19 protein-coding genes and 1 riboswitch are annotated in these 20,195 nt (G+C 35.1%); of the genes, 5 read left to right on the plus strand and 14 right to left on the minus strand.

Annotated elements, in window-relative coordinates; genetic code table 11:
- The first annotated feature begins 8 nt into the window (after positions 1 to 8).
- The 3 genes from tkt to BBG48_RS00470 all read left to right on the plus strand — a co-directional run bounded on the left by tkt (position 9) and on the right by BBG48_RS00470 (position 3,473).
- On the plus strand, positions 9 to 1,976 hold the full coding sequence (gene tkt / locus BBG48_RS00460; protein ID WP_334294068.1) for a transketolase: 1,968 nt from the start codon (positions 9 to 11) through the stop codon (positions 1,974 to 1,976).
- Positions 1,977 to 2,184: 208 nt separating this feature from the next.
- Entirely contained in the window at positions 2,185 to 3,198 is a 1,014-nt protein-coding gene (locus BBG48_RS00465; RefSeq protein WP_068911575.1) for an SPFH domain-containing protein, read from the plus strand.
- 86 nt (positions 3,199 to 3,284) lie between these two features.
- On the plus strand, positions 3,285 to 3,473 hold the full coding sequence (locus BBG48_RS00470) for a PTS ascorbate transporter subunit IIC (protein WP_068911577.1): 189 nt from the start codon (positions 3,285 to 3,287) through the stop codon (positions 3,471 to 3,473).
- Positions 3,474 to 3,813: 340 nt separating this feature from the next.
- On the opposite strand, the gene BBG48_RS00475 is transcribed toward BBG48_RS00470, so the two are convergent.
- The 5 genes from BBG48_RS00475 to BBG48_RS00495 are packed head-to-tail and all read right to left on the minus strand — an operon-like array spanning position 3,814 to position 10,700.
- Entirely contained in the window at positions 3,814 to 7,005 is a 3,192-nt protein-coding gene (locus tag BBG48_RS00475; RefSeq protein WP_116170921.1) for a type I restriction endonuclease subunit R, read from the minus strand.
- Positions 7,006 to 7,025: 20 nt separating this feature from the next.
- A complete protein-coding gene (locus BBG48_RS00480) occupies positions 7,026 to 7,592 on the minus strand; it encodes a restriction endonuclease subunit S (RefSeq protein ID WP_274541812.1) in 567 nt (188 codons plus the stop codon).
- Between the two features lie 29 nt (positions 7,593 to 7,621).
- Positions 7,622 to 8,899, minus strand: coding sequence for a restriction endonuclease subunit S (locus BBG48_RS00485; RefSeq protein WP_116170922.1), 1,278 nt, complete (start codon positions 8,897 to 8,899; stop codon positions 7,622 to 7,624).
- Complete coding sequence (locus BBG48_RS00490) at positions 8,896 to 10,467, minus strand: type I restriction-modification system subunit M (RefSeq protein ID WP_068911583.1); 1,572 nt, start codon at positions 10,465 to 10,467, stop codon at positions 8,896 to 8,898. The genes BBG48_RS00485 and BBG48_RS00490 overlap by 4 nt, the downstream gene beginning before the upstream one ends.
- Complete coding sequence (locus BBG48_RS00495) at positions 10,467 to 10,700, minus strand: helix-turn-helix domain-containing protein (RefSeq protein ID WP_068911585.1); 234 nt, start codon at positions 10,698 to 10,700, stop codon at positions 10,467 to 10,469. The genes BBG48_RS00490 and BBG48_RS00495 overlap by 1 nt, the downstream gene beginning before the upstream one ends.
- 185 nt (positions 10,701 to 10,885) lie before the next feature.
- Here BBG48_RS00495 and BBG48_RS00500 point away from each other — a divergent pair, with 185 nt between their 5' ends.
- Positions 10,886 to 11,329 (plus strand): hypothetical protein, encoded by a 444-nt coding sequence (locus tag BBG48_RS00500; protein ID WP_068911587.1) that lies wholly within the window; start codon positions 10,886 to 10,888, stop codon positions 11,327 to 11,329.
- Here BBG48_RS00500 and BBG48_RS10870 read toward each other — a convergent pair.
- The 9 genes from BBG48_RS10870 to BBG48_RS00540 all read right to left on the minus strand — a co-directional run bounded on the left by BBG48_RS10870 (position 11,253) and on the right by BBG48_RS00540 (position 18,593).
- Positions 11,253 to 11,465, minus strand: a complete 213-nt coding sequence (locus tag BBG48_RS10870) for a hypothetical protein (protein ID WP_147292817.1) — start codon at positions 11,463 to 11,465, stop codon at positions 11,253 to 11,255. The genes BBG48_RS00500 and BBG48_RS10870 overlap by 77 nt on opposite strands.
- Positions 11,466 to 11,501: 36 nt before the next feature.
- The gene (locus BBG48_RS00505; RefSeq protein WP_068911588.1) at positions 11,502 to 11,771 is read right to left on the minus strand and encodes a hypothetical protein; all 270 of its coding nucleotides are present in this window, start codon (positions 11,769 to 11,771) and stop codon (positions 11,502 to 11,504) included.
- 195 nt (positions 11,772 to 11,966) lie between these two features.
- The gene (locus BBG48_RS00510; protein WP_068911589.1) at positions 11,967 to 12,941 is read right to left on the minus strand and encodes a diaminopimelate dehydrogenase; all 975 of its coding nucleotides are present in this window, start codon (positions 12,939 to 12,941) and stop codon (positions 11,967 to 11,969) included.
- A 15-nt stretch (positions 12,942 to 12,956) separates the two neighbouring features.
- Positions 12,957 to 13,703, minus strand: a complete 747-nt coding sequence (dapB, locus tag BBG48_RS00515) for a 4-hydroxy-tetrahydrodipicolinate reductase (RefSeq protein ID WP_068911590.1) — start codon at positions 13,701 to 13,703, stop codon at positions 12,957 to 12,959.
- Positions 13,704 to 13,711: 8 nt separating this feature from the next.
- Complete coding sequence (dapA, locus tag BBG48_RS00520; protein ID WP_094754330.1) at positions 13,712 to 14,590, minus strand: 4-hydroxy-tetrahydrodipicolinate synthase; 879 nt, start codon at positions 14,588 to 14,590, stop codon at positions 13,712 to 13,714.
- Between the two features lie 15 nt (positions 14,591 to 14,605).
- Positions 14,606 to 15,793, minus strand: coding sequence for an aspartate kinase (locus BBG48_RS00525; RefSeq protein WP_068911591.1), 1,188 nt, complete (start codon positions 15,791 to 15,793; stop codon positions 14,606 to 14,608).
- Entirely contained in the window at positions 15,786 to 17,093 is a 1,308-nt protein-coding gene (lysA, locus tag BBG48_RS00530; RefSeq protein WP_068911592.1) for a diaminopimelate decarboxylase, read from the minus strand. The genes BBG48_RS00525 and lysA overlap by 8 nt, the downstream gene beginning before the upstream one ends.
- 130 nt (positions 17,094 to 17,223) lie before the next feature.
- Positions 17,224 to 17,380, minus strand: a riboswitch (Lysine riboswitch).
- 515 nt (positions 17,381 to 17,895) lie between these two features.
- A complete protein-coding gene (locus BBG48_RS00535) occupies positions 17,896 to 18,219 on the minus strand; it encodes a hypothetical protein (protein WP_068911593.1) in 324 nt (107 codons plus the stop codon).
- A gap of 2 nt (positions 18,220 to 18,221) precedes the next feature.
- The gene (locus BBG48_RS00540) at positions 18,222 to 18,593 is read right to left on the minus strand and encodes a hypothetical protein (protein WP_068911595.1); all 372 of its coding nucleotides are present in this window, start codon (positions 18,591 to 18,593) and stop codon (positions 18,222 to 18,224) included.
- A gap of 180 nt (positions 18,594 to 18,773) precedes the next feature.
- Between BBG48_RS00540 and uraA the strand changes: the two genes are divergently transcribed.
- Positions 18,774 to 20,033, plus strand: a complete 1,260-nt coding sequence (uraA, locus tag BBG48_RS00545) for a uracil permease (RefSeq protein WP_068911596.1) — start codon at positions 18,774 to 18,776, stop codon at positions 20,031 to 20,033.
- Positions 20,034 to 20,195 lie beyond the last annotated feature (162 nt).

Raw genomic sequence — 20,195 nt, forward strand, 5'->3', positions numbered from 1 at the left:
CAAATGAAATGGTAAACGCAGTCAGGCTTTTGTCAATAGACCAAGTACAAGCTGCAAACTCAGGACACCCCGGTGCACCAATGGGTGCAGCACCAATAACTACAGAGCTTTGGGCAAATCATATGGTCTTTAATCCGAACAACCCTGATTTTTTAAGAAGAGATAGATTTGTTTTATCAGCCGGTCACGCCTCAGCAATGCTCTACAGCTTGCTACATCTTTTCGGTTATGATTTAAGCTTAGAGGAGCTAAAAAAATTCAGACAATATGGCAGCAAAACTCCCGGACACCCTGAATATAAACATACTCCCGGCGTAGAATGCACTACAGGTCCACTAGGAGCAGGATTTGCCATGGCTGTTGGTATGGCAATGTCCGAAAGACATTTAGCAAGTGTATTTAATAAAGACGATGCAACACTAATAGACAACTATACTTATGTATATGCCGGTGACGGCTGCATGATGGAAAGTATAAATACTGAGGCTGCCTCTATTGCAGGTACAATGGGGCTTGGTAAGCTGATAGTATTTTATGATTCAAACAACATCACTATAGAAGGAAACACCGACCTTGCATTTACAGAAGATGTTTCAAAAAGATATGATGCCTATGATTGGCAGGTGCTAAAAGTCGAAGATGGCAACGACACAAATGCAATTGGTAAAGCAATTGAAGAAGCAAAAAAAGAAACCTCTAAACCAACTTTAATAATCATAAAAACTTTTATAGGTTTCGGTTGTGAAGAAAGACAAAATACTGCAAAAGCTCATGGAGAGCCACTTGGAGCTGACAATGTAAAAAAAGTCAGACAATTTTTTAAATGGTCTAGCGAAGAACCTTTCATAATACCTCAAAACATATATGACGATTATAAGAAAATAGCTGATGAAAAAATCCAAAAATGTGATGAACTGCAAAAAGAAATTGATGACTATTTCAAAAAATACCCTGAAATGAAAACTCTTTACGACAAATATTTTGGCGACAACAACTCCGATTATGTAGAAGAATTTGAAAAACTCTATGCTACAAAGCCGGAAAAAGCTATGGCTACAAGAGCAACATCAGGTGATATACTACAAAAAGTTAAAGACTTTGTGCCAAATCTTATTGGTGGCTCAGCAGATTTAGCTCCATCAAACAAATCCGTAATGGAAGGTGAAAGCTACTTCTCAAAAACAACACCAAATGGAAGAAATATTCACTACGGAGTAAGAGAGCTTGCTATGACGGGTATTTCCAACGGTATTTTCTGTTATGGAGGACTTAGAGCTTATCTTGCAACATTTTTCGTATTTTCAGATTACACAAAGCCAATGCTAAGATTGTCCTGTCTTATGAAAGCCCCAATAATTTGTATATTTACTCACGACAGCATAGGTGTCGGAGAGGACGGTGCAACACATCAGCCTATAGAACAGCTTACAGCACTTAGAGCTACACCAAATATAAATGTATTTAGACCTGCTGATTACACCGAAACTGTAGCCGCTTGGGAAACTGCAATTTTATCCAAGACAACCCCTACCCTACTAGTCTTAACTCGTCAAAACCTACCTCAGCAAAAAGGTAGCTCAATCGAGGCTTTAAACGGCGGATATATAATTTCTAACTCTGAAAAACTTGTACCTGATGGTATAATAATTGCTACAGGCTCAGAAGTTGAACTAGCTATCGAGGCTCAAAAAGAGCTTAAACAAGAAGGTATTGACGTTAGAATTGTAAGTATGCCATGCACAAATATTTTTGACAAACAGCCTGACGAATATAAAGAAAAAATATTACCAAAAGATGTTACAAAACGTCTTGCAGTAGAAGCCGGTGCAACTGATGGCTGGTGGAAATATGTAGGATTAAATGGAGATGTCATTGGTATAGACGAATTTGGTATAAGTGCCCCTGCTAAAGAAGTGTTTAAACACTTTGGTATCACCACCGAAAACGTGGTAAATAGATTTAAAAATTTAAAATAAATTTTATATAAAAATAGTCTCTCGTAAATGGGAGACTATTTTTTAGTTTATACTATAAATATTTCTTGACATAAAATAATCAAAGTGATATCATTTTAATATCAAACAATAAATATTTTAAAATTTGCTGCCTATGTATATTGAAATATTTAATAAAATCTAGCAGCATACACATTTTTTTGATTTTGAATTTAAAAGGAGACTTATCATGGAAGTTCAAAATGATGTCAAAGAAAAGATACTTTTAGAAAAAAGCAACGGTGCTTTTATGGCTATTTTTCTAATAATTACTTTTATCGCTACTATCGCAATATTTTTCTTGGGTATAAACTATGAAAGTGGATATCTAATATTATTGTCGCTCTTACTATTGCCAATCGAAATGGTTTCATTAGCAGGTTTTAAGGTATTAGGTCCACAAGAGTCATTAGTTTACACTTTATTTGGAAAATATACCGGCACATTAAAAGGCGATGGATTTTACTACATCAATCCATTTTCTACAGCCGTAAATCCAGCTGCAAAAACCGAGCTTGGGCAAAGTAGCGATGTAAAAACTTCAACTAATGTTTTATCTTCTGCTGCTAACACCACATCAGTTATAAAAAGTAAAAAAATATCCCTTAAAGTTATGACTTTAAATAACTCCAAGCAAAAAGTAAATGATGCCCTTGGTAATCCAGTTGATATTGGTGTTGCAGTGATGTGGACTGTAGTAGATACAGCAAAAGCTGTTTTTAATGTAGATAACTTTAAAGAATATCTTTCTCTACAAACAGACGCCTCTGTTAGAAATATTGTAAAGATTTACCCTTATGACGTAGCTCCAAATATAGATACTACAGGTGATGGTAATCCTGATGATGGAAGTCTTAGAAGTTCAACAACAGTAGTTGCAGAAAGAATAAAACAAGAAATACAAAATAGAGTAGATTTTGCCGGACTAAAAATACTTGATGCGAGAATAACCTATCTTTCGTACTCCCCTGAAATCGCTCAAGCTATGTTAAAAAGGCAACAAGCCGCAGCAGTAGTAGACGCAAGAGCTACCATAGTTGACGGGGCTGTAGGAATGGTTCAGATGGCACTGGAAAAAATAAAAGAAAACAAAATAGTAGATTTAGACGAAGAAAGAAAAGCCGCAATGGTTTCCAATCTTTTAGTAGTTTTATGTAGCAACAATGAAGTTTCACCAGTAGTAAATTCCGGAAGTTTATATTAAAAATTATTAAGATTACTTGCAGTTTAAGGTAAATATGATAATATATTAATGTGCAATAAAATATTAATACTAGAAAAAGTGATACTATGGCAAATAAAAAACAAATACCGCTTAGAATTTCTCAAGAGCTATTTGATGATTTAAATGCTTGGGCGCAAAGCGACTTTCGCTCAGTAAATGGACAAATAGAATATCTTTTGACCTTGTGCGTGAAAGAAAAGAAAAAAAGCGGTAAGTATGTACCTAAAAATTTTAATAATGAAAATAATGAATAGAGTATACTTTTAATATGGTATAAGACTATTACAGAAAAAATATTTCCTATCTAATATAATACTTAAAAAAATAATCACCTTGGATTTAGGATATTATTTAACCTTTTTATCACTTTTGTATATTTAATCTTATAAATAGAAAAACCGCCGGTTAAAGGAGCGTTCAGTTAGGGATTTATGGAAATCGAGTTTAACTGATAGCCTTTAAGCGGGACAAAAGAAATAACGACCATACAAGAGTAGAAATACTCCTGTGTGGTCGTTTTCTTGTGCCTAATTATATCACATACCAAAAAGTATGTGCTCTAATCATAAGTTACAGTATCTTCAGCTACAATCATTAAGGCTTGCTTTGAAGAGCAGAGGAATCAGCATAGTTCAAAACCTTAGGTGTATCTGCGGTAAATGAGCCACCAACACCAAAGAACTTCTCAAAGAATGATTTAAACTTTTCAATTATCGCCTGCTTCTTAGTAGTTCTGTCGCCACCTCCGAAACGAGATATAGGGGGCATAAGCCTATCTATATCCGTACCTGTTGTTTTGATTTCACCATCACAAAAGGCATTCTCAATGAACTTTCTTGTTTCAGCCTCTTTAAGTTTTTCTTCCTTAATAATCAAAGCAAGCTCCTCTTCTCGTTTTTCAGCCACATAATTATGCCATTCAGTCATAACATCCTCAACATCATTGATGCCAGAAATAAAGGTTTCAATAAGTGCTTTCTTGCTACGAAGCTGCGGACTGGCATCAATAGCCTTTTTGATTGTGACAAGTACTTCTTTATCTTCAAAGTGGCTGTCATGATACTTCTTAACAAGCATAAGGATATAGTCGATATTGATTTCTATCTGCTTGATAAGTTCAATTTCAAAGACAATATCATCTATGATATCTGTGCTTTCACCAGATTTTCGTCTTTCATTCCATTCATCACGCAAATCTTGATACCTGCCAAGATAATCCTGCAGGTCACGTTCACAAATCATCTCTTTACCTGAAAATTCATCAAATGCAGACAATAGATTTCTCATGCGTAGAATTGCACCAAATAACGAGATGAAGTCCTTCTGGTTCTGTTCACCTATAATCTGCGGGTCTGAAAGTGGGAATTTGGAAGTTAAGTTATCCATCATATCCATATATCCTGGATACTGCTTTCCATCAATACCTTCATAACCATAGTAGTAATCTTTGAAACCCTTCATCAGAACGATACCTCCTGCATTCTTATCACCGAAAAGGGAAATAGCAGCGTCTACTCGTTTCTGAAGATTTCTAAAGCATACAATATTACCGAAAGTCTTAATGGAATTAAGAATTCGGTTTGTTCTTGAAAATGCCTGAATAAGTCCATGCATCTTGAGGTTCTTATCTACCCACAGTGTATTTAATGTAGTGGCATCAAAACCTGTTAAGAACATATTTACAACAATAAGTAAATCAAGTTCCTTATTTTTCATACGAAGAGATACATCTTTATAATAATTTTGGAACTTGTCAGAGTCTGTCGAATAATTAGTATGGAACATCTCGTTATAATCTTTGATTGCCATGTCAAGAAAATCTCTCGATGACTGGTCAAGTGCTGATGTATCTTCTGAGTTTTCCTCATCAAGGATACCACTTGTACCTTCGTCATATTCGGCCTCATTTGCACCATAACTATAGATGGTTGCAATACGAAGTTTCTTCGTAGGATCACCCTCCATCTGCTTTTTAAATTCCTGATAATATAACTTTGCCATAGGAACAGATGCAACTGCAAAGATTGAGTTAAATCCACTTACACGCTGTTTTTGTTTAATTTCTTCTACAGCACCATTCTTGCCGGATGCAACTTCTGAAATATTGGTAAGGGTATTGTAAATATATGTTTTATCACCACGATATGTTTTCCTATCAAAGCTGTTAAGAATATATTCCGTCACAAGCTTGATACGTTCAGGAGCCATCATAGCCTTTTCGCGAGCAATATCCCATACCTGTTCATCGTCGATATCTTCATCCATATCCATTGTCTTAACATAGTCGACTCTGAATGGAAGTACATTCTTATCGTTAATAGCATCAACAATAGTATAGGTATGAAGCTGATCCCCAAAAGTCTGCTCTGTAGTAAAAAACTGAGTCTTACGGGCGCTTGCTGTATTTGCAGGAAAGATTGGTGTCCCTGTGAAACCGAATAAATGATATTTCTTAAAACTTTTTACAATAGCGGCGTGCATATCACCGAACTGACTTCTATGACATTCATCAAAGATGATTACAACGTGTTTGTTATATACTTCATGTTCTTTATTTTTCTTGATAAATGTTGCAAGCTTCTGAATAGTCGTGATGATAATGTGAGCATTGGTGTCTTCCAACTGCTTTTTAAGAATGGCAGTAGAGGTATTACTGTTAGCTGCACCTTTTTCAAAACGATCATATTCTTTCATAGTCTGGTAGTCCAAATCTTTACGATCAACTACAAAGAGAACCTTATCAATGTACGGAAGAAGTGACGCCTGTCTTGCAGTTTTAAATGATGTAAGTGTCTTACCCGATCCTGTTGTATGCCAGATATACCCGCCACCTGCAACATCGCCATATTTTTTATAGTTATTAGCTATTTCAATACGATTAAGAATACGCTCAGTTGCAGTAATCTGATATGGTCTCATTACCATAAGCATATTTTCAGAAGTGAAAATACAATACTTGGTGATTATATTAAGAATCGTATGTTTTGCAAAGAATGTTCTTGTGAAGTCAATCAAATCAGGAATAACACGATTGTTTGCATCTGCCCAGAAGGATGTAAATTCAAAACTGTTGCTTGTTTTGCCTTTCTTGGAAGTAGCAGCATTTACATCCTTTATAGCATTGAAACGAGTACTGTTAGAATAGTACTTTGTGTTAGTTCCATTTGAGATAACAAAAATCTGCGTATATTCAAACAGACCACTTACTGCCCAAAAAGAATCACGCTGATATCTACCTATTTGGTTGAAGGCCTCACGAATAGCCACTCCTCTGCGTTTTAATTCAATATGCACAAGAGGAAACCCATTTACGAGAATTGTAACATCATACCTGTTGTCGTGCCTTGCTCCGTCAGCCTTTGAAATAATATATTGATTGATTACCTGCAAAAAGTTGTTGTGAATATTTTTCTTGTCAATAAGTGTAATGTTCTTTGTACTGCCATCATCTCTTTTTAATACTTGAACATTATCCTCTTGAATTTTTCTAGTTTTTTCAATAATTCCTTCATTCTTATTTGCAATAGAATTGTTAAAGAACCTATCCCATTCAGTTTCAGAAAAACGGTAAGCATTCAACCTTTCAAGCTGATTACGAAGGTTGGTGGTCAAATCTTTTTCTGTGTGTATATGAAGATACTCGTATCCCTGCTGCGAGAGCATACGAATAAACTCTTTTTCCAGTTCAGCTTCTGACTGATAGTTGTTAGAACGTGCCTTTACAGGCTCGTATTCAGTAACAACTGTATTTTCACTTGTAGCTGCCACAATATTAAAATATGGCATACAGACACCTCCTTAAGAGATTATAACTGTTTAAAAGTTAGCAGCTTATCTCTATAAAATTCATATTGTTTTTGCCTTGCTTCTATTTCAGCAGGAAGCCCACTACTCAAGTCATTGCAGAGTGCGTCGAATCGGTCGAGGATACCTACAATGCGTTTTTGTTCCGCTAAGGATGGTACACTAATTACTGCATCACGAATATTATCATTATATAATCTTGCGATTGTTCCTCCTGTGGATGCTTTCCAAGGTTGTAACTGATAGTAATAGTACAAATAGCTATTGAGAACTAACGACTCATCATTATTGACCCATACTATGTTCGAATCTTGGAAATACGCTGGTTCACCATCAAATACAACAGTTCTTCCAATTGTTCCGGCAGCAGAAATTAGTATGTCACCCTTCTTAGGGTAAGAGTATTCCTTTTTATATTTTTCGAATGTATCTTTTGATATATAGGCATTAGGTTCTCCACCGAATGTTCCAATCTTAAAAAATGGGACATCGCCCGTGGAAGAAGTTTCAGACTTCATAATTCTCTTGCACATCGATATTTTTCCGACTGTTCCAAGAGAAATATTCACAAAACCAAATACATACTGAATAAGCTTAATTATGCTCTGTCTGTCTGTCTGTCTGTCTGTCTGTCTGTCTGTCTGTCTGTCTGTCTGTCTGTCTGTCTGTCTGTCTGTACGATTATGTTGCCGGTTTCAGCAAATGTCAATAGTAAATTGCGATAAAATTCATATTGTTTTTGCCTTGCATCAATTTCAGCAGGAAGACCGATGTTGAGGTCAGAACAGATTGCATCAAAGTTATCTAATACTTTAACTAATCTCTTTTGTGTTTCAATAGGGGGCAATGGAAGTTTAAATTTTCTAATTTTTTCCATTGGAATATTTTTCATCGAAGATGACTGAAGAAGCCTATTAATCTGTGTGTTCCAAAACTGACCACTTTGAAAATAATATCTCATATATTCTGGTATAAGTTTATCTGTAGTGGAGCGTATTAAAGCAACATTTGGTGCTAAATAATATTTATCTTCTTTGTCGATTAATGCCACTTGTCCAATTGTGCCGACATATGTAAATATCATATCTCCAATATGAAGTTTACTGCGTGACAACTTTGATAAATCACTATTATCAATATACTTTACATCGGTCAAATCCAACTTCCCGTTTTTTACATTTAATCCGCGTAATGCTATTATTTTTCCTTCATCAGAGTAATTTACATAGTTTGTAAATTCAAAACCTGCTAATTTTGTGACGGTAGCAATATCTCCTAATGTAACCATAGGAATTGAATGATGAAATTTAAGCAAATCATTTCTATAAAATTCATACTGTTTTTTTCTAGCTGTAAGCTCCGCTGTAAGCTCCGCTGTAAGCTCCGCTGTAAGCTCCGTGAAATTGTCCAGAATACGGACAATTTCACGTTGTACCTCCAATGGAGGTACGGGTATCTGTAATGCTCTGAAATCTCTACCTGTCAACTTTGGTATATTGCCATGTATTAAATGAGTTACACCTATAGTCTGTATATAATGAAACAGATATCGAAGAAGGACATCGTCAATTCCTTCAATGATATGAGCGTGATTGTTTACCCATATTTTCCCTTCTGCCCATGTTACAACTGGCGTACCTGCTTTTGTAATTACGCTTCCATCTTCGCCAACAAGGACAAATTTGCCATCAAAAATATAATCTGAAACATAATCCTGAATGCCGTTTGCACCATAATAGGGGTATTCTCCTGCCTCTCTTGCTGCTTTTGTAACGGGTTTCCTTTTTTTATCAAGAACGGTACAGCAATCTTCAAGTTTCCTATACTCCACCCCATTCGGGCATAACTCTTTAATTAATTCTTCTAATCTGCTCATGCGTCCACCTCGATTTCTGCGATGATCTTATCAATCTCATCACGAAGAATTTGCTCACGAGCGACAATTTCTTTGATTTCTGCATTAAGCTTTACAATATCAATCTTTTCTCTTGTGTCCTCTGCTTCAACATAGGTTGATACCGAAAGGTTGTAGTCATTTTCGGCAACTTCATCATAAGAAGCAAGATGAGAGATATGTTCAATTTCTTCTCGTTTTGTAAATATCTCAACAATTCTATCTATATTAGCAGGTGTCAGCTTATTATTGTTTGTGACCTTGATGCACTCGTTGCCCGCATCGATAAACAGCGTTTTATTATCTGCCTTGTTCTTTTTCATTACCATAATGCAGGTAGCAATTGAAGTTCCAAAGAAAAGGTTAGGAGGCAGCTGAATAATGCAGTCTACAAAGTTGTTATCAATCAGATATTTTCGTATTTTCTGTTCAGCTCCGCCACGGTACATAATACCCGGGAAACATACAATCGCAGCTGTTCCGTTACTCGCAAGCCATGAAAGTGAATGCATGATAAAGGCAAGGTCAGCCTTGCTCTTTGGTGCAAGAACACCTGCAGGAGCAAAACGAGGATCGTTTATGAGTAATGGATTATCATCACCTACCCATTTGATTGAGTATGGAGGATTTGAAACAATAAGTTCAAAAGGTTCATCATCCCAATGTGCCGGAGCTATAAGGGTATCTTCGCAAGCAATATTAAATTTATCAAATCCAATATCGTGTAAAAACATATTTATACGACAAAGATTATAGGTTGTAATATTGATTTCCTGTCCATAGAAACCATTACGAATCTTATCTCTACCAAGTATTTTTTCCGCCTTTAAAAGTAGCGAACCAGACCCACAGGCAGGGTCATAAACCTTATTGATTTCTGTTTTTTGGGCTGTACCAAGTCTTGTAAGAAGCTCTGATACATCAGCAGGAGTAAAAAACTCTCCACCTGATTTACCAGCATTACTTGCATACATTGTCATAAGATATTCATAAGCATCTCCAAATGCATCAATATCGTGATCCTTAACATCTCCAAGATTCATATCTGCCACACCGTCAAGAAGTTTACGAAGTTTTTCATTTCTCTTTGCAACAGTAGAGCCAAGCTTATTACTGTTTACATCAAAATCATCAAATAGACCTGCAAAGTCGGATTCTGATTCACTGCCTTTTGCAGATTCCTCTATGTGACGGAATGCCTTTTCAAGTGTTTCATTAAGATTTTCATTATCCTTGGCTTTTGCCCTTACATTACAAAAGAGTTCAGATGGAAGAATGAAAAAGCCTTTCTCTTGCACAAGGCCTTCTCTTGCCTCTTTGGCCATCTCATCAGACATCTGTGCAAAATCAAAATCAGAGTTCCCTGCTTCAATTTCTCCTTCGTTGATGTAGCTCGCAATATTTTCAGAAATATATCTATAAAACATTGTACCAAGTATATAGTTTTTGAAATCCCATCCATCTACAGCACCACGAAGCTCATCTGCGATTGCCCATATTGCTCTGTGAACTTCATCACGTTCCTGTTCTTTTTTATTATTGGTAGGCATTATCTTTTTCCCTCCACTTCAAAATCAAGCCATGCCTCTTCAACACCTGCATAATCGACATCATGTTCTAGGCAGAACTTTTTTATATTTTTCATAGCATTAAGGTTAGGCTTTGCCTTGCCACCTTCCCATCTATTCACAGTAGAAAATGACACTTTAATTTCTTTAGCAAAGTCTTGCTGCGAAAGAAAGCATCGTTGTCTAATTCTTTTAATTTCATCTGGAAATCTCATTATGCATCTCCTTGCGTAAACATTTCAATAATATAGCGTTATTATAACATATAATCATAGTTTTTACTATCTCCTAAGGCTACCTCATGTAGCTACAGGAGATTTTTATATTTTTAGTGGTTCGATTATACTCATTTCTTCGCTTATAGATACAAGGAAAAATATTTTTTCTAAAAGTGTCAGATTTGTTCATCTCCCAAGGCTACATAGTAGAAGGACAAATTCTACAAAAGTTTTTAGGGAAATTTCAAATTCATGAACTAAAAAACATAACCGCATTTGCAAGAGACCATGAAGATGAATTTGTAGACTTTGTTATGAAAAAAAGTGAAAAGGAACTGGACCAGAAGCTAAAAACTAGTCATAGAGAATCGGAACAAGCAAAATCAAGAATTAGAAAACTCGATACCATTGTTCAAAGGCTTTATGAGGATAACCTTGATGGTAAAATTTCAGATGAAAGATTTATGATTATGTCATCAGCCTATGATAAGGAGCAAGCTGAACCTACCCAGAAAATACAAGCTCTTGAAGATTTCATTTCTGAAGCTACTAAAGATAGTCTAAATGTAGAATCTTTTCTATTTTATAATCTTTATTGGAAGCGAAGTATTCAGCTAGTTGTTTAAGGCTTGTGCCATATTCACCGGTGCTGTTTGCACTACCAGGCTTTGCACCCTTTACATCCATATCTGTATGAGATTTCATAGCATCTGCCAGCATACCCTCAGTTGTTTTAGTATCGCCAAGATATTTCATAACCATAAGTGCTGCTGCGTCACCACAAGACCACTCAGTTGATTACTGATATGTCTTGAATTTTGGAAGTATTGTTAAAGTATCAGAGGATTTCATATTATAAAAATCCGGCGTCTTATAATATGGACAGTCCTTATGGTCTCCTGCAAAATCGGTGGCTCTTGCTCCACCTTTTTCTTCAATTGGCTGTGACAAAATTGTCTTTTCTTTCAGTGCAAGCTGGTTTTTACTTTTAGTTTCTCCTTGTGCAAAGGAAAGTCCTGTGAAAATTGTGGCAAATGCCAAGGTTAAAGCTAAAGTTTTCTTTTTCAATAAAGTGTTCTCCTTTAAAATATTAATTGTGAAATTTATAAATTCAATTGATTATGTCATTTTTGAAAAATATGTTAATATATTTTTAAACCCTTGTATTTATAATGAATACAAGGGTTTAAAGTTATCAAATTTCTAAATTAGAAATTTGTTTTCTCAAATGAAATTTGTATATATTGTGGATACAATTATTTTTTATAACATATGTGCTCTTAGATATTCTCCATCGTGCTTGCTTAACATAGCTATTGGGATATCAAGCACTGTCTTTGCACCATACTGATTTGCTTTTGACAATTTATATGCTGCTCTTGCAAAGGCGATATTTACTGAGGCTGTAAATTCAGGATTGCTTGTCAAGTCCAGTGAAAATCCGTATAGGCTCTTTCCCTCATTACCTGTTTGTCCAAGTCGTAGCACTTCTCCGCCATGAGGTATGCCGCTATGGTCTTTTATCATGGTCTGTTCATCAATGAAATGTACTGTTGTTTCGTAGTCTGCGAAGTAATCCGGCATAGTTTTTATTTGCCTTTCTATTTCATTTTGGTCTGATCCATTTTCTAATACGACAAATACTTCTCTTTTATGAGCGGTGTTGTTTTGATATTCAACATGATTTTTATTTTTTATTTGCTCAACCAGCTCAGTGTTAGGGATTGTATACTGCTTTGCATCTTTTACTCCTTTAATTCTTCTTACTGCGTCAGAGTGTCCTTGGCTTACACCTTTACCCCAAAACGTGTAGGTTTCACCTTGAGGAAGTACAGCTTGTGCTAAAACTCTATTGATTGAGAATAGTCCCGGGTCCCAGCCTGTGGAAATTATTGATACTTTTTTATTTTGTAAAGAAATTTCATTCATTTTGTCAAAATATGCCGGTACTTTTGCGTGGGTGTCAAAGCTGTCAACTGTATTAAAGTCTTTTGCCATTATAGGTCCTTGCTCGGGTATATCAGATTTTGAGCCTCCACACATAATTAAAACATCTATTTTATCTTTGAAATTTGCTAATTCATCTATGTGATATGCTTTTGTCTCACTTTTTACTGTACTTGGGTCTCTTCTAGTAAAAACTCCTACAAGGTTCATATCTTCAGCATTTTTAAGTCCAGTCTCTACGCCTTTGCCTAGGTTACCATATCCTAATATCGCTACATTAATCTTTTCCATAGTGTCTCCCTTTTATTACATATTTAAACAGTCATTCATATTGTAAAGTCCATTTTCTTTTTCTTGTAAAAATAGTGCTGCTTTTATTGCTCCGTTTGCAAATATTTTTTTTGATGAGGCTCTATGTGTGATTTCAAGCACTTCATCATCTCCTGCAAAGATTACAGTGTGCTCGCCTACTATATTTCCCCCTCTTATGGCAGAAATGCCGACTTCATTTTTATTTCTATTGTCATAAAAGCCGGCTCTGCCATCTAATCTTGTAAGGGAGTTTTTTCTGCCATTATTCGCTGAGTCAAAAAGCATTTTTGCTGTGCCTGATGGTGCATCTTTTTTTAAATTATGATGTTTTTCAACTATTTCTATATCAAAATCAGCAAGCATCTTAGCCATCTGCTCTACCACATATTCCATCACATTTATGCCTAAGCTCATATTGCCTGAGTAAACTATAGGTATGTTTTTGGAAATGTCCTTTATTTTTTGCTCCTGCTCCTTGGAATATCCTGTAGTGCAAACAACAGCAGGTGTATTATTTTTTATGCAATAATCCAATAATTGCTCTAAGACTACTGGTGAAGAAAAATCTATTACAGCGTCAGCTTTTTCTTTTACATCTTTAAAACTGGAATATACTGTAAAGTCTGCTTTTACCGGTCTATCTGATACTCCAGCTACTACTTCCATACCTTCTTTATTTTTTATTATGCCGGCTAAGGTTATTCCCATTTGTCCTCCAGCACCTGAAAGTAAAATTTTCATTTTTTCTCCTAAATTAAACCCAAATTTTTCATATTTTTCTTTAACAGCTCCATTGTCTCATCACTTGGCTCACAAAGGGGTAGTCTATAATAGCCTCCGTTCATTCCCATTAGATTAATGGCTGCTTTTACAGGGATTGGATTTGTCTGTGCAAAAAGTGAATTTATCATATCAAGGTATTTTAACTGCATTTGTCTTGATTTTTCTATATCTCCATCAAAAAATGCCTGACACATTTCATGTGTTTCATTTGGTAAAATATTTGCAGAAACTGATATAACTCCGTCTGCTCCCATAGAAAGCATAGGCACTGTCACATCATCATTTCCACAATATATTGCAAAATCATCCGGCAAAATATTTTTAATTTTTGCTGTGTAACCAAGATTGCCTGTCGCATCTTTTATGCCGACAATATTTTTTATTTCTGCTAATCTTTTCAAGGTTTGTGGCTGAATTTCCACTGTAGTTCTTGATGGCACTGTATATAAAATTACAGGTACTGTGGATGCCTCTGCTATGGTTTTAAAATGTCTGTATAAACCCTCTTGGTTACATTTATTATAATAAGGAGTGATTACAAGTATTGCATCAGGGTTTAAAGCTGAGGCTTTTTTCGCAAAGTCGGCAGATTCTCCTGTGTCATTGTTACCTACGCCGGCTATAAGTGGGATTTTGTGGTTTATTTTTTCTACGCAAAATTTTATTACAGCCAGTCTTTCTTCTTCTGTCATAGTAATTGCCTCACCAGTCGTGCCAATGGCAACTATGGCATCTGTCTTGTTTTGCAAATGATACTGTATTAATTTTCCAAGTGACTCAAAATCTACTGTGCCGTCCTCAAAAAATGGTGTGATTAACGCTACTGCACTACCTCTAAATATCATGGTTTCCTCCTATATTTATAAATTAAATTCATCTGCAAAGGCATTTACTAATTTATTTGATTTGCTCTCATCGACTAAATATGAAATGCTTATCTCTGATGTGGACACTTCATAAAATGGCACACTTTCCTTTGATAAAATGTCAAATGCTCTAGCTGCAACACCTACTTGATTTCTCATAGCTGAGCCGATTATTGAAACCTTGCTCAGATTTTCTTTAAATTCACAATCAAGTCCCATTTCATCTAAAACTTGTTTTGTCTTATTTTTAGAAACTAAATTGGTTGTAATTTTATAGCTGACTTCATTTTCCTCCACTATCCTGTTTATCATATCTATATTAATATCATTTTGAGCAAGTTGTTTTAGAGCCTCTGATATTCCAAATTCATTGCTACCCTTTTTAAATATCTTTACCAATAAAACATCATTCTTGTTTGAAATATTTGTAATAATATTTTGCTCCACTATATCTTCCTCCTTGATAATATTTGTCCCATTTAAATCGCCTGTGTTAAGCCCTATAAATAACGGCACGTCATACCTTAGAGCCATCTCAACACTCCTTGGTTCGATTACCTTTGCTCCAAGGTTTGCCATCTCCATAGTTTCTTGATATGAAATATAATCTATCTTTTTGGCAGTTTTTCTTATTCTTGGGTCAACTGTGTAAATTCCGTTTACATCTGTTAAAATTTCACATCTAGCTTTTAATACAGCTGCTATTGCAACTGCTGATGTGTCTGAACCTCCTCTGCCAAGTGTGGTGAAATCTCCATTTTCATTCATGCCTTGAAAACCTGTGACTACTACTATTTTCCCATCGTTCAATTCTTTTATAAGTCTATCAGTTATAACGTTACTAATCTTTGAAACTTGGTGAGAGCCGATTGTCTCAAAGCCTGCCTGAAATCCTGTTAAGGCTACTGATTTTTCTCCTATGGACTGCAAATATATGCTAAGTAGCGATGCGGATACCATCTCTCCTGTGGCAAGGAGCATATCCATTTCTCTTTCTGCTGGGTAAGCTGACAAATCATTTGCCATTTGAATTAGTCCGTTTGTAGTTTTGCCCATAGCCGATACAACTACGACTATCTGTTCGTAGTCTTTTTTTCTGTCAATTATGACTTTTGCTACAGCTTTTATTTTATCAATAGTCGCAACGCTAGAGCCTCCAAATTTAATTACCAATCTATTCATTTTTATACACCTCGTCATTTGAAACCAAGTCTTCAAAGCTCTGTCTTCTTACAGCCAACTTTGCCTTTGCATTTTTTACAAAAACAACTGCCGGTTTGCTGAGCTTGTTGTAATTAGATGCCATAGCATAAGTGTATGCCCCTGCATTTGGTATCATTAGTAAATCTCCTGCACTTGCCTTTGGCAGCATTTCATCTTTTACTAAAATATCTCCTGATTCACAACATTTGCCTGCGATTGTATATTTTGTTGTTGGCTCTTCACTGATTTTGTTTGCTATAAAAGCCTCATATTTTGCCCCATAAAGTGCCGGTCTGATGTTGTCCGTCATGCCTCCATCTACAAAGATATAATTTAAACCTGTTGAGGTAGTCTTAATGACTCCAACCTCATACAGCATAGTGATTGATTGATTTATCAGGCTTCTCCCCGGTTCTATGCTTACAGTTTCTAAATTCATATCTAAGTTTAAAAGCTTTTCTTCTATTTTTTCAGCATATCTTTGTAAAAATGTTTCTAGGTCAAAAGGTTTGTCCTCACTGGTATAATAAACTCCAAAGCCTCCGCCAAAATTCATTTCTCTAATTTTTATATTTAAATTATTTTCAATATCCTTAGCATATTTAAGCATCACTTCTACTTCAAAGAAAAAGAATTTTTCATCGTGAATTTGTGAGCCTATATGACAGTGAAATCCCTTAAAATCAATTTTTTCGTTTTTCGACAATTTTTTAATTAATTCTTTTGTTTCATCAAGATGGACACTCATACCAAATTTTGAGTCGTCTCCGCCGGTTTGTATGTATTTGTGAGTGTGAGCATCTATTGACGGATTTATCCTTAAAAGGCAGGCTTGCACTTTATTTTTTTCTTTTAAAATTTTATCTAACAGCTCGTATTCGCTTTCGTTGTCTATTACTATTGTGCCTAAATCTGCGTCTACTGCTTGCTCTAATTCACTTCTCAATTTATTATTGCCGTGAAAATACAGATTTTTAGCTTTTTCTCCAGCCTTTAATGAAATATATATTTCTCCTCCACTTACCACATCTGTGTAAAGTCCAAGGCTGTCTACAAGCCCTGCCATATAAAGATTGGTAAAGGCTTTTGAGGCATATAATATCCTTGTTTCAAATTTACTTGATTTGAAATTGTCTTTAAATACCTTTGCCCTATCTATAAAGTCCTGTTCGTCTACCACATAAAGTGGTGTACCAAAGTCTTGTTTAAGCCTTTCCAGCGAAACTGAGCCAATGGATACGTTATTTCCATCTGCTACTAAATATTTTGATGCGTTCATTTTTAATCCTTTTCAATAATATTGGTAAGTATCTACCTAAAATGGTTAGCAGGTTTGGCTTTTTTGTCTAAAAATAGGTACAAAAAAACCATAAGCATGCAAAGTTGCCTATGGAAATAACTTTGCCCAGATATGAGAAGCACTTCAAAAAAGAAAAGGACATAAATTTTTCTTTTTCGACAGTACTATGCTTATTCAACATAGTCCCAACGCCATAGACAGCATTTCGGCGGTTGTTCCTTTCAGAAAAAGCCCTACTAATAAAAACCGCGACCTCTATCTCATATCTTATATTTAATTTTTAAATAATTTCACATAATATATCACTATATACTTTTATTGTCAACAACTATTTTTTATACCTAAATTTGTTGTAGTTTTAATAAAGCTTTTTAAGCTATATCCAACTACACAGTAGCTATATTAATACTAATATCCAATTAAGCATAGATAAAAATGCGTTTGAATGTGTTTGACGAAGGAGATTGCTAGCGCTCGCCATAGGCGAAAAGCGCTCCGAGGAAAACACATTCAAAGAAAGCATTTTTATGTACAATTTTAATCGGAGTTAAGTATAAAATATTTATCGTCAAATAAAATAGTACAAAAAAGACAGCATCACTGCTGTCTACACTCTGAATTAATTATATAAATTAATTATCTATATCCGCATTATATCACAAATAATTATCAAATTGCTACATATTTTTAAAAAATTTTTAGATGCTTTTCTAATTCATTTAATTTTGCTTTTGATAGCTGTTTTCATTAGAAAATAAACCCGTATTTTTATACTGTACCATTAAATAATTAAAATAAATAAGGAGACAGCTAAACTTGAAAATAATTCTCTTTTAAATCTATCTTTTGTTTTTGCACTATCTTCTTCATCCGTATTTTTTATTTTTTGTGATAGAAACAAAGAGTATAAAAATAATGTAGCAAATAATACAAATATTATCATATAAGTAAAACCCGAAAATCCAGCAATTCCAATTTTTTTACCATTAAAGTGAAGTACCAGATATTTAACTAATAGAACCAATAAAGGTACAAGCTTTACAAGAATCAATAGCTTTTTTTCAAAAGTGCCTTTATTTTTATTGCTATTTTGAATCTTGTTCATATTTATCTAGCCTCAACTCTATATCCGCTTCCGCAGAAATCACAGCCATTCGGATACTGCCAGCTATAAATTATAACACCGTTACCATTATCAGATGACGATAAGGCTGAAACTGATATATACATCAAAAACACAGGTATTTTACTTTTTGGAATAAAGTATGAAACAGCAGAAATTAATTCGGCAGTGGTTTTTATGGCTTGGACTTGACTATGAGAAAGTTCTCCTACTTTAACCCATTCACCGTTTGGATCCATATCATACGTTCCTATGTACCCATCATAACCATGTCTGTTTGATGAAGCCAGAGATGGAATCGTTGCTAAAGTGCAAGCTAATGTTAATGCTAAAAATAAACTTACAAATTTTTTCATAATGTATGTTCCTTTGCTAAATTAAACATCAATATTCTTACCACAACATAGAACGCTTTCTTGCTCAAAATTATATACCTTATGTTAGTTAATGTCAATAGCGTTATCAACAATTTAAAAAATAATTCTTGCTATTCACATTTTCTTTTGGTATAATACCCCGTTAGGAGGTTGTATAATATGTCAAAAAGAATTTATCAAGTGCAAGAAAAGGTTCCAAATTCACTGCTATTGCCGTTAAGCGTACAGCATACATTTGCTATGTTTGGTGCGTCAGTTTTAGTTCCCCTAATTTTTAATATTGACCCGGGTGTCGTATTGCTGATGAATGGTATCGGCACTTTGTTATTTATTTTAATCACTAAAGGAAAAGCTCCTGCGTATTTAGGTTCCAGTTTCGCTTTTTTAGGACCATCGTCCATAATTATTGCGAACCAAGGTTTCGAATTTGCGCAAGGAGCTTTTGTTACAACCGGGATACTTGGCTGCGTGCTTGCTTATGTCATTTACAAGTTTGGCACTGACTGGATTGATATAGTATTGCCCCCGGCTGCTATGGGTGCTGTCGTAGCGTTAATCGGCTTTGAATTGGCAGCAGCAACAGTTCATGGCGGAGCTATCGGTGCTAACCTTATGACTGACACTGCTACAAGCAAAGACATCATAATATTTTTAGTAACTCTTGGTACGGCTGTTATCGGTTCTGTCGCATTCAAGGGATTTTTTTCTGCCATTCCTATTTTAATCGCAATCATAACAGGTTATATCACCGCATTTTGTTTTGGCATGGTGGATTTATCCGGCATTATGTCTAAAGGGTTAATTACTATCCCAACTTTTCAAATGGCAAAATTTTCATTAAATGCGTCTTTAACAATGCTACCGGTGATGCTTGTCCTTACTTCTGAGCATATAAGTCACCAAGTTGTCACTTCAAACATAGTAGGTAAAGATTTATTAAAAGACCCTGGTCTTCATAGGTCAATTTTTGCTGACAACTTTTCAACAGCTTTATCCGGTCTTGTAGGCGGTGTGCCAACTACTACCTATGGTGAAAACATCGGTGTAATGGCAATAACCGGTGTATATTCTGTGCAAGTAATAGGTGGTGCTGCAATCATTTCTATGCTGATGGCTTTTATCGGACCTCTATCCCAGCTTATCAAGAGTTTACCCGGAGATGTAATCGGTGGTGTCACTTTCCTTTTGTATGGTATGATAGGAACATCAGGCATAAGGCTATTAGTTGAAAAAAAAGTTGATTATTCAAAATCAAGCAACCTAGTATTGACTTCAATAGTTTTCGTAGCCGGTCTTTCAGGTCTGACTGTAAAATTCATGTCTATTGAGCTTAAAGGTATGGTATTAGCATCGGTTGTAGCTGTGTCTGTATCATTACTATTTTATATACTTAAAAGGCTTAACATCATTAACGAATAACCACATAAAAATATCAAATCCAGATGAAGCTTATTTGTGGGATTTTATATTTGACACAATATTTATCTTTATGTTCATATCATTTATTCAAGGTCGTCGTTTAGGAAAATCTTTATAGTCTGTATTACTAAACTCAAAAAAGGGCAGAAATATAAAATTTCT

Source organism: Criibacterium bergeronii (assembly GCF_001693775.2).
Classification (GTDB): Bacteria; Bacillota; Clostridia; order Peptostreptococcales; family Filifactoraceae; genus Peptoanaerobacter; species Peptoanaerobacter bergeronii.

What these genes read in the sequence shown, in the direction of transcription:
- BBG48_RS00525 (WP_068911591.1), bottom strand. Translation starts at nt 15,793, where the DNA reads ATGAATAGATTGGTAATTAAATTTGGAGGCTCTAGCGTTGCGACTATT.
- BBG48_RS00470 (WP_068911577.1), top strand. Translation starts at nt 3,285, where the DNA reads ATGGCAAATAAAAAACAAATACCGCTTAGAATTTCTCAAGAGCTATTT.
- BBG48_RS00540 (WP_068911595.1), bottom strand. Translation starts at nt 18,593, where the DNA reads ATGAAAAAATTTGTAAGTTTATTTTTAGCATTAACATTAGCTTGCACT.
- uraA (WP_068911596.1), top strand. Translation starts at nt 18,774, where the DNA reads ATGTCAAAAAGAATTTATCAAGTGCAAGAAAAGGTTCCAAATTCACTG.
- BBG48_RS00475 (WP_116170921.1), bottom strand. Translation starts at nt 7,005, where the DNA reads ATGCCATATTTTAATATTGTGGCAGCTACAAGTGAAAATACAGTTGTT.
- BBG48_RS00485 (WP_116170922.1), bottom strand. Translation starts at nt 8,899, where the DNA reads ATGAGCAGATTAGAAGAATTAATTAAAGAGTTATGCCCGAATGGGGTG.
- dapB (WP_068911590.1), bottom strand. Translation starts at nt 13,703, where the DNA reads ATGAAAATTTTACTTTCAGGTGCTGGAGGACAAATGGGAATAACCTTA.
- BBG48_RS00510 (WP_068911589.1), bottom strand. Translation starts at nt 12,941, where the DNA reads ATGGAAAAGATTAATGTAGCGATATTAGGATATGGTAACCTAGGCAAA.
- BBG48_RS00535 (WP_068911593.1), bottom strand. Translation starts at nt 18,219, where the DNA reads ATGAACAAGATTCAAAATAGCAATAAAAATAAAGGCACTTTTGAAAAA.
- dapA (WP_094754330.1), bottom strand. Translation starts at nt 14,590, where the DNA reads ATGATATTTAGAGGTAGTGCAGTAGCGTTAATCACACCATTTTTTGAG.
- lysA (WP_068911592.1), bottom strand. Translation starts at nt 17,093, where the DNA reads ATGAACGCATCAAAATATTTAGTAGCAGATGGAAATAACGTATCCATT.
- BBG48_RS00465 (WP_068911575.1), top strand. Translation starts at nt 2,185, where the DNA reads ATGGAAGTTCAAAATGATGTCAAAGAAAAGATACTTTTAGAAAAAAGC.
- BBG48_RS10870 (WP_147292817.1), bottom strand. Translation starts at nt 11,465, where the DNA reads ATGGTTATGAAATATCTTGGCGATACTAAAACAACTGAGGGTATGCTG.
- BBG48_RS00490 (WP_068911583.1), bottom strand. Translation starts at nt 10,467, where the DNA reads ATGCCTACCAATAATAAAAAAGAACAGGAACGTGATGAAGTTCACAGA.
- tkt (WP_334294068.1), top strand. Translation starts at nt 9, where the DNA reads ATGGTAAACGCAGTCAGGCTTTTGTCAATAGACCAAGTACAAGCTGCA.
- BBG48_RS00495 (WP_068911585.1), bottom strand. Translation starts at nt 10,700, where the DNA reads ATGAGATTTCCAGATGAAATTAAAAGAATTAGACAACGATGCTTTCTT.